The following is a 15580-nucleotide window of genomic DNA, read 5'->3' on the forward strand; positions in this document are numbered from 1 at the left end:
CTGTATGAAACTGTTACGTTATGGCGCCGTAGGGCAGGAACGTCCGGGCGTGCTGGATGAGCACGGAGATATTCGCGATCTTTCTCAGCATATTGCCGACGTCGGCGGTGCGGCGCTGCTGCCGGACGGCCTCGCCCGGCTGCGGCAGCTGGATATCGCGGCGTTGCCGCGGGTGGAAGGGCGGCCGCGTCTTGGCGCCTGCGTCGGCGGCATCGGCAAATTTATCTGCATCGGCCTGAACTATGCCGACCACGCGGCGGAAACCGGCGCGCAGATCCCGGCAGAGCCGGTGGTGTTCAGCAAGTGGACCAGCGCGGTGGTCGGGCCGAACGACGACGTGGAGATCCCGCGCGGTTCGCAGAAAACCGACTGGGAAGTGGAGCTGGGGGTGGTGATCGGCCAGGGCGGGCGCTATATCGCCGAGCAGGACGCGCTGAACCACGTCGCCGGCTACTGCGTGATTAACGACGTCTCCGAGCGCGAGTTCCAGATTGAGCGCGGCGGCACCTGGGATAAAGGCAAGGGCTGCGACACCTTCGGCCCGACCGGCCCGTGGCTGGTGACCGCCGACGAGGTGCCGGACCCGCAGAATTTACGCCTGTGGCTGGAGGTGGACGGCCGGCGCTATCAGGACGGCAGCACCCGCACCATGATCTTTTCCGTCGCGCATATCATCAGCTACCTGAGCCGTTTTATGAGCCTGCAGCCGGGGGACGTGATCTCCACCGGCACGCCGCCGGGCGTCGGTATGGGACAGCGGCCGCAGCCGGTTTACCTGCGTGCCGGTCAGACGATGCGGCTGGGGATCGACGGGCTGGGCGAGCAGCAACAAACCACGGTACAGGCCTGACGGGAGGATGCCATGACGACGATTACCGCGCTGCGGGTTGAGGATATCCGCTTTCCGACCTCACAGCAGCTGGACGGCTCCGATGCGATGAATCCCGACCCGGATTATTCGGCGGCCTATGTGATCCTGGAGACCGATCGGCCGGATCTGAGCGGCCACGGGCTGACCTTTACCATCGGCCGCGGCAATGAGATCTGCTGCGCGGCGATCCGCGCGCTGGAACCGCAGATCGTCGGCCGGCGGCTGGCGGAGATTGCCGCCGATATGGGGGCGTTCTGGCGCCAGTTTACCGGCGACAGCCAGCTGCGCTGGATCGGGCCGGATAAAGGGGCGATCCACCTGGCGACCGGCGCGGTGGTTAACGCCGTCTGGGATCTGTGGGCCAAGGCGGAGGGCAAACCGCTGTGGCAGCTGGTGGCGGATATGACGCCGGAAGAGTTGGTGCGCTGCATCGATTTTCGCTACATCACCGACTGCATCACGCCGCAGGAAGCGCTGACGCTGCTGCGCGAGCGGGCGGAGGGCAAGGCGCAGCGGCGGGAGCAACTGTTGCAGCACGGCTACCCCTGCTACACCACCTCGGCCGGCTGGCTGGGCTACCCGGACGACAAGCTGCGGCGGCTGTGCCAGCAGGCGGTGGACGCCGGCTTCTCCCACATCAAGCTGAAGGTCGGGCGCGATCTGCAGGATGATATTCGCCGGGTGCGCATTGCGCGCGAAACGATCGGCCCGGATCGTCATTTGATGATCGACGCCAATCAGGTGTGGGAAGTGGAGGAGGCGATCGCCTGGGTCAACCAGCTGGCGTTCGCCAAGCCCTGGTTTATCGAGGAGCCGACCAGCCCGGACGACGTGGAGGGGCACCGGCGCATCCGCGACGGCGTGCGGCCGGTGAAGGTGGCCGGCGGCGAAATGTGCCAGAACCGCATTGTGTTCAAACAGTTCATTATGCGCGGCGCGCTGGACGTGGTGCAGATTGACGCCTGCCGTCTGGGTGGGGTGAACGAGGTGCTGGCGGTGATGCTGATGGCGGCGAAATACCGGCTGCCGGTCTGCCCGCACGCCGGCGGCGTCGGGCTGTGCGAATACGTGCAGCACCTGTCGATGATCGACTACCTGTGCATCGCCGGCACCCACGAGGGGCGGGTGATCGAGTATGTCGATCATCTGCATCAGCACTTCGTTACGCCGTGCGAGATCCGCGGCGCAGCCTATATGCCGCCGCGCGCGCCTGGCTATTCGATCGAGATGAAAGCGGCCTCGATCGAACAGTACCGCTTTCGCGCGTAGGGGCGGGCAGCATGTTACGCATCGACGCCCATCAGCATTACTGGCGCTACCGGCCCGCCGACTACCCGTGGATTGACGACGGCATGACGGTGCTGCAACGCGACTACGGCCCGGCGCAGCTGCGGCCGTGGCTGCGCCGGCACCGGCTGGATGGCGCGCTGGTGGTGCAGGCGCGACAGAGCGAACGGGAGACCGACTGGCTGCTGGCGCTGGCGCCGCAGCTTGGCGGCGTATGCGGCGTGGTCGGCTGGCTGGATATCGCCTCGCCGCATCTGGCGCAGCGGCTGGAGCCGCGCCATCCGCTGCTGCGCGGCGTGCGCCATCTGGTGCAGGACGAGGCGGATCCGGGCGGCTGGCTGGAACGGCCGGCGGTGAACCGGGGTATGCGCCTGCTGCAGCGGCAGGGCTATGTCTACGACCTGCTGGTGACGCACCGCCATCTGGCCGACGCGGCGCGCTTTGCCGCCCGCCATGATGACCATTGGCTGGTGCTGGACCATCTGGGCAAGCCGGATATTGCCGCCGGCGCGCGGCACTGGGCGCGGCAGATCGCGCCGCTGGCGGCGATGCCGCACGTGGCGTGCAAGCTGTCCGGCCTGATTACCGAAGCGCCGGGCGGCCGCTGGCAGGCGGCGCAGCTGCTGCCGTTTTTCGAGGCCGCTCTGGCGGCGTTCGGTCCGCAGCGGCTGATGTTCGGTTCCGACTGGCCGGTGTGCCTGCTGGCGGGCGACTACCCGCAGGTTTACCGGCTGTGTGAGCAGGCGCTGGCCGCCCTGAGTCCGTCGCAGCAGGCTGCGATCTGGGGCGGCACCGCCTGCCGGGTTTACGGTTTAACGGAGTCTGACGATGGATCTGTATCTTGACGATAAGGTGGTGATTGTTACCGGCGGCGGTTCCGGCATCGGCGCGGCGATTTCGCTGACGCTGGCGCAGGAGGGCGCGGTGCCGGCGATTGTCACCAATGCGATGCCGGATGAGGCGTTGCTCGCCCGGCTGACGGCGCTGCAGCCGCGCAGCTGCGTGGTGACGGCCGATCTGTGTCGCGAGAGCGACTGTCAGCAGGCGGTGGCGCAGGTGCTTGAACGCTACGGCCGGCTGGACGGGCTGGTGAACAACGCCGGCGTGAACGACGGCGTGGGGCTGGAGGCCGGGCGCGCGGCGTTTCTCGGCTCGCTGGAGAAAAACCTGCTGCACTACTACCAGATGGCGCACCTGTGCCAGGCGGCGCTGCAGGACAGCCAGGGGGCGATCGTCAATATCGCCTCGAAGACCGCGCTCAGCGGGCAGGGCGGCACCAGCGGCTATACCGCCGCCAAGGGCGCGGTGCTGGCGCTGACGCGCGAGTGGGCGGTCTCGCTGCGAAACAGTAACGTGCGCGTCAACGCGGTGGTGCCGGCGGAGGTGATGACGCCGCAGTACCAGCGCTGGATCGACACCTTCGCCAGCCCGCAGCAGCAGCTGGCGACCATCACCGCCCGTATTCCGCTGGGGCAGCGGATGACCACGCCGCAGGAGATTGCCGACACCGTGCTGTTCCTGCTCTCCGGCCGTTCGTCCCATACCACCGGGCAGTGGCTATCGGTGGACGGCGGCTATCTGCACCTTGACCGGGCGCTGACGTGAACGGCGCGGGGCAGCGGCGGCGCTTCTGTCAGGCGCTCGATCTGGTCGACTCACCGGTGCTGATTGCCGAGTATCAGCGTCATCACCAACGCATCTGGCCGCAGATTGCCGGGCATCTGCGTCAGCACGGCATTCTGGAGATGGAGATTTATCGCCTCGGCACCCGGCTGTTTATGATCGTTGAGGTCGGCGCCGGGTTTGACGCCGAACGTTTTGCCCGCGACAGCCGATTAAACCCCGATGTTCAGCGCTGGGAAGCGCTGATGTGGAAATATCAGGTCGCGACGCCCTGGACGCCGGCGGGCGAAAAATGGGTGCTGATGGAGCAGATATTCTCATTAACCGAACAATGAATAGGCCGCGCCGCCGCGTACCGCATGCGGCGGGCAAATTAACACCACGGGGATAATATTATGCTTGCAGATAAAACCGCTGCGCCTGCGCAGACGGGCGCCAACGCACGTAGCAATCTGCGCTGGGCCTTTATTCTGGTTACCAGCCTGTTTTTTATGTGGGGCTTATCTTACGGATTATTGGACGTGCTGAATAAACATTTTCAGGAAACGCTGCACGTGACCAAAGCGCAGTCGGGATTATTACAGGCGGCCTATTTCGGCGCTTATTTTCTGGTGGCGCTGCCCGCCGGTTATTTTATGGATAAACGCGGTTACAAGGCGGGAATATTAGTCGGGCTATGTTTATATGCCGTCGGCGCGCTGTTATTTGTGCCGGCCGCTTCGGCCAACAGCTTTGCCCTGTTCCTGTTTGCACTGTTTGTCATCGCCTGCGGACTGGGCTGCCTGGAGACGGCGGCCAACCCTTACGCCACGGTGCTCGGCGACGCCGGCGGCGCGGAGCGGCGGCTGAATCTGGCGCAGTCTTTCAACGGGCTGGGGCAGTTTATCGGGCCGATGATTGGCGGCACGCTGTTTTTCTCGGCGATGCAAAACGACGGCGGCGGCGATCAGGGCGCGGTGAAAATGACCTACGTGGTGATTGCCGTGCTGGTGCTGGCGATTGCCCTGCTGTTCCACCGCACCCGGCTGCCGGATATTCGGGAACAGGCGCCGACGGCGCACGCCGCCGCGGCGCAGGGGCTGTGGCGGCAGCGCCACTTTACCGGCGGGGTGATCGCCCAGTTTTTCTATGTGGCGGCCCAGGTCGGCGTCGGCGCGTTCTTTATCAACTATGCCACCGAGCATTGGGCGGAGGTGTCTAACCAGCGCGCGTCCTACCTGCTGTCGATCGCCATGATCTGCTTTATGCTCGGCCGCTTCTTCAGCACCTGGCTGATGGGGCGGGTGAAGCCCGCCACGCTGCTGACGGTTTACGCGCTGATTAATATCGGGCTGTGCGGCGTGGTGATGCTGAGCATCGACGGCGTATCCGTGGTGGCGCTGATCGCAGTGTTCTTCTTTATGTCGATCATGTTCCCGACCATTTTCGCCCTCGGGGTGAAAAATATGGGGCAGCATACCAAGCGCGCCAGCTCGTTTATGATTATGGCCATCGTCGGCGGCGCGGTGATGCCGTATTTTATGGGCGCCATCGCCGACCGCTACAGCACCGCGCTGGCCTACGGGCTGCCGCTGCTGTGTTTCGGCGTGGTGCTGGCGTACGGCATGCACCAGCGCCGCGCCTGATTCACGTCGGCGGCGGCGTCGCCAGCCGGACGCTGTTGCGGCCGTTGTTTTTCGCCTGATACAGCGCGCTGTCGGCGGCGCGGATGGCCGACGCCACGTCCAACTGCTCCAGCGGCGAAATACCGGCGCTGAGGGTGACGTGGGTGGCGGCCAGCTGATTAAAGCCGTGTGGGATCGCCAGCGCCTGCACCCGCAGGCGGATCTGCTCCGCCAGCTGGGCGGCGTACTCTTTACTGACGTTGGTCAGCAGCACCAGAAACTCTTCGCCGCCGTAGCGCACCACGATATCGCGCGAGCGCACCGCGTCGCGGATGGCGCAGGCCACTTTCACCAGCGCCTGATCGCCCATGGTGTGGCCGTAGTGGTCGTTATAGGCTTTAAAGCGGTCGATATCCAGCAGCAGCACAAAGTGCAGGCCGTTGTGCGGCGTGGTCAGCAGCGACAGCTTGTTTTCCAGCCCGCGCCGGTTATACAGGCCGGTCAGCGGGTCGAGCATGCTGAGGTTGCTGAGCTTGTCGCGCTCCTCATACAGGCGGGCGACCAGCGCGTGGGTGAAGGATTCACTGCGTTTCAGCATCAGATGGTGGATGGAAAAGGCGATGATCGGCAGCACGCTGATAAACAGGATGCGCAGGGTATTATGCTGGTTATCGAGCAGCAGAATCGTCAGCGCGGAGGGCACGGCGTGCAGGCAGAAGGCGATGACATTGTCGGTCAGGGTAATCGCGCTGATAAAAAAAATGCTGAACAGACTAATAATCAGATAGTTTTGTACGTTCGGCAGCAGGTATTGGCTTTTCATATAAATATGTCCGGCCCACAGCAGACCTAATACGCAGGAGAAAAACTCCAGCCGTTTTATATAATTCCCTGGCGAGCGTAAGGTAAATAATAACGCCGCCAGACAAAACAAGGGGATACCGAACAGCGGCGGCGTAACGGCCGGGGTATTTTTCAACGGCATTAATAGGGTGAAAAGGGAAGACGCTATATTCATTAGCAAGAATAGAAATATCGCTAATCGATGCTTGCTATTTAGCAGTTCCTGATAAGAACGTGCATTCATTATTAGTTTGTCCGTGCAGTCGACATTGAGCAGCAGGTCATTATATCCCGAACGTTAATGAGGTATCTCGGCGGTATAATTTCCCAATGTTATTATTAAAAAATTATTATATTAGGATTATTCTTAAGTCAAATTATCACTTTTCCAACAGATTGTCATCTGTCGCTAGCGAAAGGGATGCAGGGTGAGAAGAAGTATTATATGATATTGGTTATCATTATCACTTCGGAGTGAGCCGTCATGATTGCCGCCATGATTACCGCATGTGGGCTGTGGGGGGTGACCTGGTGTTTGGGGGAGCGTTTATCCAGCGCCTGGGGCGTGCTGCTGCCCTGCGCCCTGTTGCCGCTGCTGGCGATGGTTAACCTGGATATGGTGCAGTTGCGCAGCCTGATCGCCATCGCCATGCTGGCGACGATGGTGATGCTGTTTAACAGCCGCTGGCGCCACTATCTGCTGCTGCCTTCCTGCATGGCGCTGGCCGGTGGCCTGGCCGCCGTCAGTCTGCATTTCGATCTGACGCCGTAAGCCGCGCGCGGCAAATAGCAGAAACGACAAAACCACGCACGGGCGTGTTCGCTGTTGTTGGCTATTGCTTGGTGTTTTTTATGCGGGGAACAACGAGAAGAGACATCAATTGGTGCGAAGAGAGGGACTTGAACCCTCACGTCCGTAAGGACACTAACACCTGAAGCTAGCGCGTCTACCAATTCCGCCACCTTCGCACAGTCGATGTTACTGCTTGATTGCGATTTATATCACCAGCGTGGTGCGAAGAGAGGGACTTGAACCCTCACGTCCGTAAGAACACTAACACCTGAAGCTAGCGCGTCTACCAATTCCGCCACCTTCGCACAGATGCTGTGCAATATAAATCTTGTGGTTATTTGGTGCGAAGAGAGGGACTTGAACCCTCACGTCCGTAAGGACACTAACACCTGAAGCTAGCGCGTCTACCAATTCCGCCACCTTCGCATACCAGAAACATTGATTTCAGCAATGTCACCACGGGGCCGAATTCTAGAGATTTTGGCGAACACGTCAATAGTTATTTCGGTGTTTTGGGGCGATCGCTGTAAAAAGCGTCATATTTCTTTCATCTGACCGCCATTCGTCTATTTATCGCGCAGCGGGCGCTCGGCAAACAGTTCAATCAGCCAGTCAATCAGCACCCGTACGCGCGGCGCCAGAAAGCGGCCGGGCGGATACATAATGTGCAGCGGCATCGGCGGCGGCGGGGTTTCGGCCAGCACTTCCACCAGTTCGCCGCGGCTCAGGCGCTGGGCCAGCGAGTAGCGCGGCGCCTGAATCAGCCCCAGACCGGCCTGACAGGCGCTGGCGTAGGCGTCGGCGCCGCTGACGCTCAGCCGTGCGGGCAGCGTGCGCAGCTCCACCTGGCCGTTGCGGCAGAATTCCAGCGGATAGTCCTGATTGTTGCTGAGCGAGAAGTAGCCCACCGCCTGATGGCCGGCCAGATCGTCCGGCGAGCGCGGCGTGCCGAAGCGCTGCAGATAGTCCGGCGAGGCGCAGGTGAGCTGCGGCAGCTGCGCGATACTGCGCGCCACCAGCGTGTCGTCCTCGCTGTTCCAGGCGCGCAGCACGCAGTCGACGCCGTCGCGCAGCAGATCGACCTGCGTGTCGTTGGCCCCCAGCGCCAGCGTGATGTCGGGGTAGCGCCGGTAGAAGTCGTCCAGCGCCGGGATCACCACTTCGCGCGCCAGCGAATGCGGCATATCGATGCGCACCCGGCCGGACGGCTGCAGTTTCTGCTGACGGAACAGGGTATTGGCCTCCTCCAGCGCGCCGAGCAGCTGAATACAGCTCTGGTAGTACAGCGTGCCCTCGTGGGTGACCTGCACCTGACGGGTGGTGCGGATCAGCAGGCGTACGCCCAGCTGCTGCTCCAGCCGCTTCAACACGTTGCTGACCGTGGCGCGCGGCAGCTGCAGGCGCTCCGCCGTGCGGCTGAAGCTGCCCAGCTCAACGATGCGGGTAAAAACGCGCATGGCCTGAATCTGATCCATTCCTATCCCCGTCGTGATTGTTAGCGATTTTTGAACAGTGATGAACAATATGCATGATTTATCTTCCTGGCGCTAACAACCACACTCAGTGACGAAAAATAGCTAACGCGAGGCAGACACGATGAAACAGCGCACACTAGGTTCCAACGGCCCGAGCGTTTCCGCTCTGGGGTTAGGCTGCATGGGCATGAGCGATTTCTACTCCACCGCTTATGATGAAAAAGAGGCTATCGCCACGCTGCACCGGGCGCTGGAGCTGGGGGTCACCCTGCTGGATACCGCCGATATGTACGGGCCGCACACCAATGAACAGCTGGTGGGCAAGGCGATCAAGGGCAAGCGGGAGCAGGTGTTCCTGGCCACCAAGTTCGGCATCGTGCGCGACCCGGCGGATCCGCAGGCGCGCGGCGTCTGCAGCCGGCCGGACTATATCCGCCGCGCGGTGGAGGGCAGCCTGCAGCGGCTGGGAGTGGAGACGATCGATCTTTACTACCAGCACCGGGTGGATCCCGAAGTGCCGATTGAAGAGGTGGTCGGCACGCTGGCGGATCTGATCGGCGAAGGCAAGATCCGCCATATCGGCCTGAGCGAAGCCTCGGCGGCCACGCTGGAGCGGGCGCATCAGGTGCATCCGATCACCGCGCTGCAGAGCGAATACTCGCTGTGGACGCGCGACGTGGAGCAGCAGGGGCAGCTGGCGGCCTGCGCGCGGCTGGGCATCGGTTTTGTCGCCTACAGCCCGCTGGGGCGCGGCTTCCTTACCGGCGCCATCCAGCGGCCGGAAGATCTGGCCGAGGACGATTTCCGCCGCAGCAACCCGCGTTTTCAGGGGGAGAACTTCGCCCGTAATCTGGCGCTGGTGGAGAAGGTCGGCGAGCTGGCGCACGACAAAGGCGTTACGCCGTCGCAGCTGGCATTAGCCTGGGTGATGGCGCAGGGCGAGCATATTGTGCCGATTCCGGGCACCAAGCGTCGGCGCTATCTGGAGGAGAACGTGGCGGCGGCGTCGCTGGCGCTGAGCGCGCAGGAGCTGGCGGCGATTGAGGCGGTATTCCCGCAGCAGGCGGCAGCCGGGGCGCGTTACGGCCAGGAGTCGATGGGCTACGTTAACCGCTGATAAGCGTAATGACCTTGTGGAATCTGGCTTCTAGTACGGAAACCGTAGGTTAAGTAACCCGGTGATAACAGATTCGGGTGTTGACCTTTAGCGCGCATCACGGGCTGCCGAACAAGGAAGCTGAGCCAGGGACAACCGGACAAGGATGTCCGGTTGAGGCGGCACAGGCAGAACGTGCCTAAGCGCGGGCGTGAGCATGTTTTCCATTGCCGTTCACGGAAGCAGCAGGAGAGTGCCGTACGTTTACGGCAATTCCGCGTACACATCACTTACAGAAACAGAATGATGCCCATGTTTCATGACATCATTATCCCAAAGCGTTTATTTCTTTTTCGCCACGCGCGGCGGACGGCCGACGGTCGCCTGATACACCTTGAAGCGGCCGTTTTGCGCCAGCACTTCGTGGCTGCCGAAGACGGCGTCGAGAATATCCGGATACGGCAGGAAGGCGTTGGCGACAATGCGCAGCTTACCGCCGATCGGCAGGTGCTTCACCGCGCCGCGGATCAGCGTTTCCGCTGCGGTCAGGCTGGTGGCCAGGCCGTCGTGGAACGGCGGGTTGGAGATAATCATATCGAAACGGCCGCTGATATCGGAGTAGACGTTGCTGACCAGCACTTCGCCCTCAATGCCGTTGGCCGCCAGCGTCGCCCGGCTGGCGGCTACCGCCGCCGCGTTGACGTCGCTCAGCGTCAGTTTCACCTTCGGCGACATCTTCGCCATCACGCTGGCGAGTACGCCGGCGCCGCAGCCGATATCCAGCACCTTGCCTTTCATATGCGGTTCCAGCGTGGACAGCAGCAGCGAACTGCCGACGTCCAGACCGTCGCGGCTGAACACGCCCGGCAGCGTTTTCACTTCCAGATCGTGCAGCGCGTAGCTCTGCCACCAGTCGTCGAGGTTAAAGACCGGCCGGCTGTCGATGCGGCCGTGGTACAGGCCGCAGCGGCGCGCGCTGTCGATTTTCACCAGCTGCACGTGGTCGGCGATAATTTGTTCCGCGCTGCGCACGCCGCTGCGGTTTTCACCGACCACGAACACTTCCGCGCCCACCGGCAGCAGCGCCAGCAGATTGCACAGCTGGAACTGCGCTTCCTGTTTGCTCTTCGGCCAGTAATACACCAGCGTATCGCAGTCGGCCACCAACCCGGCGTCGGCCGTCAGGCCGAACTGCACGTTGTCGCCCATCGCCCGGTTTAATAACTGCCAATGATGATATTGCTGGGTATGCACCCGCACGTCCGCGGCCTCGAACTGGGCAGGCAGGCTATCTTGCAGATCGCCGGCAAACAGTACGCGGCGTTCGGTAAATTCATCACTGTGGCGCAGCATCACTTCGCTGGCGGGGGTTAATGCAGACATCAGGTTTTGGCTCCTCAAGATTAAGCGGGGGATTATAGAGGGTTGTGTGGCGATGTTCGATGAATTTATACCCGTTACCCGTCATACTTCGAGCTGCAGATGCGTTGGCTGCGCTCAGTCACCCGAATCACTGACCGGAGTCAGCGCATCGGGATTCCTTCCCTTGCCGCCTTCCTGCAACTCGAATTATTTAGGGTAACTCCCTGTCATACTTCGAGCTGCAGATGAGAGTCACTCGAGTTATTGACCGGAGTCAGCGCATCGGGACTCCTTCCCCTGCCGCTTTCCCGCAACTCGAATTTACCCGTCATACTTCAAGCGACAGATGCGTTGGCCGCGCGGGTTTGTTAGCATAGCGCGCTTACGGTAGCTCCTGACAGGAATCGGCATGGCATCTCAACGCGACTGGCTGTTACAACAACTGGGTATTACGCAGTGGACATTGCGCCGCCCGGGCGTGTTGCAGGGCGAAGTGGCGATCAGCCTGCCGGCGGAAACGCGCCTGTTGGTGGTGGCGGCGTCATTGCCTGCGCCGGATGATGCATTGTTCTGCGACGTGCTGCGCAGCCTGGGGCTGACGCCGGCGCAAACCTACGGCCTGACGCCTGAACAGGCGGCGATGCTGCCGGAAGACGCGGAATGCAACAGTTGGCGGCTGGGCGTTACGGAGCCGCTTGCGGTGGCCGGCGCGCAGCTATACAGCCCGGCGCTGGCCGAGCTTTCTCACGATGCGGGTGCGAAACGCGCACTCTGGCAGCAGATTTGTCATCATGAACAACATTTCCACCCTGACGGCGGCCGATCTGGCCACCGCCTTCAAGATTGAACAGGCCAGCCACGCCTTTCCCTGGACGCAGGCCACCTTTGCCAGCAATCAGGGGGAACGCTACCTTAACCTGAAACTGGACGCCGACGGTCAGATGGCCGGCTTCGCCATTACCCAGATCGTGCTGGATGAGGCGACGCTGTTTAATATCGCCATCGATCCGCGCTATCAGCGCCGGGGCTATGGCCGCGCGCTGCTCAATGCGCTGATCGCCGAGCTGGAATCGCGCGGCGTCGTCACGCTGTGGCTGGAGGTGCGCGCCTCCAACCGCGGCGCGCTGGCGCTGTATAACGATCTGGGCTTTAACGAAGTCACGGTGCGCCGCAACTACTACCCGGCCGCCGGCGGGCGCGAAGATGCGATCGTGATGGCGCTGCCGCTCGGCTAGCCCGTTTGCGCCAGCCGGGAAAGTTGATTGTCACCGGTTGGCAAATCAGCGAAAATAACCCGCTATTATATTCATTTCACCGCTTTGCTTTGACGCCATCAACGGCGTATGACGATGACGCAGGGCGGACTAACCGTAGAAACGTGAAAACATGTCTCCTAGTGAATTTGCCCGCGAAGTGTCGAAAAGAAGAACCTTCGCCATCATCTCGCACCCCGATGCCGGTAAAACCACCATCACCGAAAAGGTGCTGCTGTTCGGACAGGCGATCCAGACCGCCGGTACGGTAAAAGGCCGCGGCTCCAGCCAGCACGCCAAATCCGACTGGATGGAAATGGAAAAGCAGCGCGGCATCTCCATCACCACCTCGGTGATGCAGTTCCCGTACCGCGACAGCCTGGTCAACCTGCTGGATACCCCGGGGCACGAAGACTTCTCTGAAGATACCTACCGCACCCTGACCGCGGTGGACTGCTGCCTGATGGTGATCGACGCTGCGAAAGGCGTTGAGGATCGTACCCGCAAGCTGATGGAAGTCACCCGCCTGCGCGATACGCCGATCCTGACCTTTATGAACAAACTGGACCGCGATATCCGCGATCCGATGGAAGTGATGGATGAAGTCGAGCGCGAACTGAAAATCGCCTGCTCGCCCATCACCTGGCCAATCGGCTGCGGCAAGCTGTTTAAAGGGGTTTACCATCTGTACAAGGATGAAACCTACCTCTATCAGAGCGGCATGGGCCACACCATTCAGGAAGTGCGGGTGGTGAAAGGGCTGGATAACCCGGAGCTGGACCAAGCGGTGGGCGAAGAGCTGGCCGCGCAGCTGCGTGAAGAGCTGGAGCTGGTGCAGGGCGCTTCACACGAGTTTGAGCAGGAAGCGTTTCTGGCCGGTGAGCTGACTCCGGTGTTCTTCGGCACCGCGCTCGGCAACTTCGGCGTTGACCATATGCTCGACGGGCTGGTGTCCTGGGCGCCGACGCCGATGCCGCGTCAGTCCGACAGCCGTGAAGTCTCGGCGACGGAAGAGAAGTTCAGCGGCTTTGTGTTCAAGATCCAGGCCAATATGGATCCGAAACACCGCGACCGCGTGGCGTTTATGCGCGTGGTGTCCGGCCGCTATGAAAAAGGCATGAAGCTGCGCCAGGTGCGCACCGGTAAGGACGTGGTGATCTCGGACGCGCTGACCTTTATGGCCGGCGACCGCTCGCACGTGGAAGAAGCCTACCCGGGCGATATTATCGGCCTGCATAACCACGGCACCATTCAGATCGGCGACACCTTTACCCAGGGTGAAAACATGAAGTTCACCGGCATTCCGAACTTTGCGCCGGAGCTGTTCCGCCGTATCCGCCTGCGCGATCCGCTCAAGCAGAAGCAGCTGCTGAAAGGGCTGGTGCAGCTGTCGGAAGAGGGCGCGGTGCAGGTGTTCCGGCCGATCGCCAATAACGATCTGATCGTCGGCGCGGTCGGCGTGCTGCAGTTCGATGTGGTGGTGGCGCGTCTGAAAACCGAATACAACGTGGAAGCGGTGTATGAGTCGGTCAACGTATCTACCGCCCGCTGGGTGGAGTGCGACGACGTGAAGAAGTTCGAAGAGTTCAAGCGTAAGAACGAGCAGAACCTGGCGCTGGACGGCGGTGATAACCTGTCGTACATCGCGCCGACCATGGTGAACCTCAATCTGACGCAGGAGCGTTATCCGGACGTCACCTTCCGCAAAACCCGCGAGCACTGATGCCCGCCGCGGCCCGGCTGCCTTTTGGCGGCCGGGCCTGCTATTAATTAACCTTTCTCATCCTTTCCCGCGTTGTCCGCTCTTCGGATTGTGCCGTTTCGTCCGCCGGATTTTGCCTGATGCGCTATATTTAGCAGGGCATAATCGCGCAATGAATAGCCCAAATCTCTGTGATTACTTAAAAAACCAGCGTCTTATGCGGCGGTGTTGCCGATTGGAGACAACCTGAGTGGTTTAAAATCAGTGAGTTAACCTAAGTGTCTCTGATGGGTCAGGATGATGTCGTTAAATGGCGACAGTATTTAGCCTGTTTTTTCGACAGTTATAGTTATCTTATTGATTTTTAATGGTTGTATAAAGTTGGCATGGCCGTTGCAATATTCATGGCGTGGATGGCCGAACGAACAGATATCGTGAAGTATCCCTGAATCAAAGCCGCGCGCATCGCGGCGACAGAATCCGCAGTCATTTGGGATTCACCAACAAAAGGAAGAGATCGATGAAAAAGACCAAGTTTGCACAATCAATGATGGCTGTCGTATTGGGTTCCGTTTTGGTGAGCGGTAGCGCTCTGGCCGAAGGTTCGTTGCTCGATAAGGCATCCAGCGTGGCTGATAGCACTGGCGCCAAAATCGATAGCTCTATGCAAAAAGTCGACGGTTCGATGAAGAAAGTCGACGGCTATATGGATGACAGCGCGATTACCGCAAAAGTGAAAAGCGCGCTGGTGGAAGACAAAACGATTTCCAGCAACGACATTTCGGTGAAAACCGAAAAAGGCGTGGTGACGCTGAGCGGCTTTGTCGCCAGCCAGGCGCTGGCTGAGCAGGCGGTTGCCGTGGCCGGTAAAGTGGAAGGTGTGAAATCCGTCAGCGATAAGCTGCATGTGAAAGATGAAGCCAAGCAGTCGGTGAAATCTTATGCCGGTGACGCCGCCACCACCACGGAGCTGAAAGCCAAGCTGTTGGCCGATGACATCGTGCCTTCCCGCAACGTGAAAGTGGAAACCACCGACGGTGTGGTGCAGCTGTCCGGCGAAGTGAAGTCACAGGCGCAGTCTGAGCGTGCGGAAAGCATCGCCAAGGCGATTGACGGCGTGAAAAGCGTGAAGAACGACCTGACCGTCAAACCATAATCCGCCCTTCGCGGCGAACTCTGTCAGCAGGGGGCCGGTATCCGGCCCCCTTGATGCGTTTCATCACGGGCGCGCAGGCTGCGCCTCTACGGTAAGGAGAGGCTTATGTTTCGTTGGGGCATTATCTTTTTGGTGGTTGCGCTGATTGCTGCGGCGCTGGGCTTTGGCAGTCTGGCGGGCACCGCCGCCTGGGCGGCGAAAGTGGTCTTTGTGGTTGGGATCATTCTGTTCCTGATCAGCCTGTTTACCGGCCGCCGGCGTCCTTAGCCGACGGGCAAAGTGTAACAAATCTTGAGTCCTTTTCCGGCAGTAGGAGGGCAGATCGTGAACAGTGATATTATTCTCGGACGTTGGAAACAGCTCAGAGGCCAGCTGTGGCAGGCCTGGGCCGAACTTTCCGGCAGCGACTGTGCATGGCTGACCGGCAGTAACGACTGTCTCTCCGGCATACTGCAAGAAGATTACGGAAGAGAGCAAGAAGAGGTATCCTCAGAAAAAACGTCTTACTGAGGAAC

General features: G+C 60.8%; 17 protein-coding genes and 3 tRNA genes. 14 read left to right on the forward strand and 6 right to left on the reverse strand.

Translation table 11 applies throughout. The annotated features are described in order from the left end of the window. Positions 1-4 precede the first annotated feature (4 nt). Genes I6G83_RS09975 through fucP form a run of 6 tightly spaced genes read left to right on the forward strand, consistent with a single transcriptional unit; the run spans position 5 to position 5406 of the window. Positions 5-850 carry a fumarylacetoacetate hydrolase family protein gene (locus I6G83_RS09975; protein WP_015670796.1) on the forward strand — a complete coding sequence of 282 codons (846 nt, stop codon included), beginning with the start codon at positions 5-7 and terminating at the stop codon, positions 848-850. A gap of 12 nt (positions 851-862) precedes the next feature. Further along, positions 863-2140 (forward strand): L-fuconate dehydratase, encoded by a 1278-nt coding sequence (locus I6G83_RS09980; protein WP_054306954.1) that lies wholly within the window; start codon positions 863-865, stop codon positions 2138-2140. 11 nt (positions 2141-2151) lie between these two features. Continuing rightward, complete coding sequence (locus I6G83_RS09985) at positions 2152-3003, forward strand: amidohydrolase family protein (protein WP_054306955.1); 852 nt, start codon at positions 2152-2154, stop codon at positions 3001-3003. After that, entirely contained in the window at positions 2987-3763 is a 777-nt protein-coding gene (locus I6G83_RS09990) for an L-fucose dehydrogenase (RefSeq protein WP_054306956.1), read from the forward strand. The genes I6G83_RS09985 and I6G83_RS09990 overlap by 17 nt, the downstream gene beginning before the upstream one ends. Further along, positions 3760-4116, forward strand: coding sequence for an L-rhamnose mutarotase (locus tag I6G83_RS09995; RefSeq protein ID WP_054306957.1), 357 nt, complete (start codon positions 3760-3762; stop codon positions 4114-4116). The genes I6G83_RS09990 and I6G83_RS09995 overlap by 4 nt, the downstream gene beginning before the upstream one ends. A gap of 60 nt (positions 4117-4176) precedes the next feature. Continuing rightward, entirely contained in the window at positions 4177-5406 is a 1230-nt protein-coding gene (gene fucP / locus I6G83_RS10000; RefSeq protein ID WP_015670801.1) for an L-fucose:H+ symporter permease, read from the forward strand. 1 nt (position 5407) lies between these two features. Here the strand turns inward: fucP and I6G83_RS10005 are convergent, their stop codons facing one another. Beyond that, complete coding sequence (locus I6G83_RS10005) at positions 5408-6472, reverse strand: GGDEF domain-containing protein (RefSeq protein WP_054306958.1); 1065 nt, start codon at positions 6470-6472, stop codon at positions 5408-5410. Between the two features lie 240 nt (positions 6473-6712). On the opposite strand from I6G83_RS10005, the gene I6G83_RS10010 reads away from it, so the two are divergent. Next, complete coding sequence (locus I6G83_RS10010) at positions 6713-7000, forward strand: DUF1435 family protein (protein ID WP_015670803.1); 288 nt, start codon at positions 6713-6715, stop codon at positions 6998-7000. A 110-nt stretch (positions 7001-7110) separates the two neighbouring features. On the opposite strand, the gene I6G83_RS10015 is transcribed toward I6G83_RS10010, so the two are convergent. The 4 genes from I6G83_RS10015 to I6G83_RS10030 form a co-directional block, all read right to left on the reverse strand. Next, positions 7111-7197: transfer RNA gene (locus tag I6G83_RS10015), tRNA-Leu, on the reverse strand. Positions 7198-7239: 42 nt separating this feature from the next. Next, positions 7240-7326, reverse strand: a tRNA-Leu gene (locus I6G83_RS10020). Between the two features lie 34 nt (positions 7327-7360). After that, positions 7361-7447, reverse strand: a tRNA-Leu gene (locus I6G83_RS10025). Between the two features lie 140 nt (positions 7448-7587). Beyond that, positions 7588-8496, reverse strand: a complete 909-nt coding sequence (locus I6G83_RS10030; protein WP_054307919.1) for a LysR family transcriptional regulator — start codon at positions 8494-8496, stop codon at positions 7588-7590. A gap of 121 nt (positions 8497-8617) precedes the next feature. Here I6G83_RS10030 and I6G83_RS10035 point away from each other — a divergent pair, with 121 nt between their 5' ends. Next, positions 8618-9613: an aldo/keto reductase gene (locus I6G83_RS10035; protein ID WP_054307920.1), complete on the forward strand. Its 996-nt coding sequence runs from the start codon at positions 8618-8620 to the stop codon at positions 9611-9613. A gap of 321 nt (positions 9614-9934) precedes the next feature. Here the strand turns inward: I6G83_RS10035 and rsmC are convergent, their stop codons facing one another. Then, the gene (rsmC, locus tag I6G83_RS10040; protein WP_054307873.1) at positions 9935-10975 is read right to left on the reverse strand and encodes a 16S rRNA (guanine(1207)-N(2))-methyltransferase RsmC; all 1041 of its coding nucleotides are present in this window, start codon (positions 10973-10975) and stop codon (positions 9935-9937) included. A gap of 388 nt (positions 10976-11363) precedes the next feature. On the opposite strand from rsmC, the gene I6G83_RS10045 reads away from it, so the two are divergent. The 6 genes from I6G83_RS10045 to I6G83_RS10070 all read left to right on the forward strand — a co-directional run bounded on the left by I6G83_RS10045 (position 11364) and on the right by I6G83_RS10070 (position 15575). After that, on the forward strand, positions 11364-11801 hold the full coding sequence (locus I6G83_RS10045; RefSeq protein ID WP_015670808.1) for a DNA polymerase III subunit psi: 438 nt from the start codon (positions 11364-11366) through the stop codon (positions 11799-11801). Next, positions 11746-12189 carry a ribosomal protein S18-alanine N-acetyltransferase gene (gene rimI, locus I6G83_RS10050; protein ID WP_015670809.1) on the forward strand — a complete coding sequence of 148 codons (444 nt, stop codon included), beginning with the start codon at positions 11746-11748 and terminating at the stop codon, positions 12187-12189. The genes I6G83_RS10045 and rimI overlap by 56 nt, the downstream gene beginning before the upstream one ends. A gap of 151 nt (positions 12190-12340) precedes the next feature. Then, positions 12341-13930: a peptide chain release factor 3 gene (prfC, locus tag I6G83_RS10055; protein ID WP_054307739.1), complete on the forward strand. Its 1590-nt coding sequence runs from the start codon at positions 12341-12343 to the stop codon at positions 13928-13930. A gap of 499 nt (positions 13931-14429) precedes the next feature. Further along, positions 14430-15065 carry a molecular chaperone OsmY gene (gene osmY, locus I6G83_RS10060; protein WP_054307740.1) on the forward strand — a complete coding sequence of 212 codons (636 nt, stop codon included), beginning with the start codon at positions 14430-14432 and terminating at the stop codon, positions 15063-15065. 105 nt (positions 15066-15170) lie between these two features. Further along, positions 15171-15332: a DUF1328 domain-containing protein gene (locus I6G83_RS10065; protein WP_015670813.1), complete on the forward strand. Its 162-nt coding sequence runs from the start codon at positions 15171-15173 to the stop codon at positions 15330-15332. A 57-nt stretch (positions 15333-15389) separates the two neighbouring features. Next, positions 15390-15575: a CsbD family protein gene (locus I6G83_RS10070; protein WP_071889366.1), complete on the forward strand. Its 186-nt coding sequence runs from the start codon at positions 15390-15392 to the stop codon at positions 15573-15575. Positions 15576-15580 lie beyond the last annotated feature (5 nt).

The sequence above is a fragment of the Serratia rubidaea genome (assembly GCF_016026735.1).
In the GTDB taxonomy this organism is placed as follows: Bacteria; Pseudomonadota; Gammaproteobacteria; order Enterobacterales; family Enterobacteriaceae; genus Serratia_B; species Serratia_B rubidaea.

Coding starts and splice junctions, on each gene's coding strand:
- rsmC (WP_054307873.1), bottom strand. CDS start 10,975: ATGTCTGCATTAACCCCCGCCAGCGAAGTGATGCTGCGCCACAGTGAT.
- prfC (WP_054307739.1), top strand. CDS start 12,341: ATGTCTCCTAGTGAATTTGCCCGCGAAGTGTCGAAAAGAAGAACCTTC.
- rimI (WP_015670809.1), top strand. CDS start 11,746: ATGAACAACATTTCCACCCTGACGGCGGCCGATCTGGCCACCGCCTTC.
- I6G83_RS10045 (WP_015670808.1), top strand. CDS start 11,364: ATGGCATCTCAACGCGACTGGCTGTTACAACAACTGGGTATTACGCAG.
- I6G83_RS09980 (WP_054306954.1), top strand. CDS start 863: ATGACGACGATTACCGCGCTGCGGGTTGAGGATATCCGCTTTCCGACC.
- I6G83_RS10010 (WP_015670803.1), top strand. CDS start 6,713: ATGATTGCCGCCATGATTACCGCATGTGGGCTGTGGGGGGTGACCTGG.
- I6G83_RS09990 (WP_054306956.1), top strand. CDS start 2,987: ATGGATCTGTATCTTGACGATAAGGTGGTGATTGTTACCGGCGGCGGT.
- I6G83_RS10065 (WP_015670813.1), top strand. CDS start 15,171: ATGTTTCGTTGGGGCATTATCTTTTTGGTGGTTGCGCTGATTGCTGCG.
- I6G83_RS10035 (WP_054307920.1), top strand. CDS start 8,618: ATGAAACAGCGCACACTAGGTTCCAACGGCCCGAGCGTTTCCGCTCTG.
- fucP (WP_015670801.1), top strand. CDS start 4,177: ATGCTTGCAGATAAAACCGCTGCGCCTGCGCAGACGGGCGCCAACGCA.
- I6G83_RS10005 (WP_054306958.1), bottom strand. CDS start 6,472: ATGAATGCACGTTCTTATCAGGAACTGCTAAATAGCAAGCATCGATTA.
- I6G83_RS09985 (WP_054306955.1), top strand. CDS start 2,152: ATGTTACGCATCGACGCCCATCAGCATTACTGGCGCTACCGGCCCGCC.
- osmY (WP_054307740.1), top strand. CDS start 14,430: ATGAAAAAGACCAAGTTTGCACAATCAATGATGGCTGTCGTATTGGGT.
- I6G83_RS09975 (WP_015670796.1), top strand. CDS start 5: ATGAAACTGTTACGTTATGGCGCCGTAGGGCAGGAACGTCCGGGCGTG.
- I6G83_RS10030 (WP_054307919.1), bottom strand. CDS start 8,496: ATGGATCAGATTCAGGCCATGCGCGTTTTTACCCGCATCGTTGAGCTG.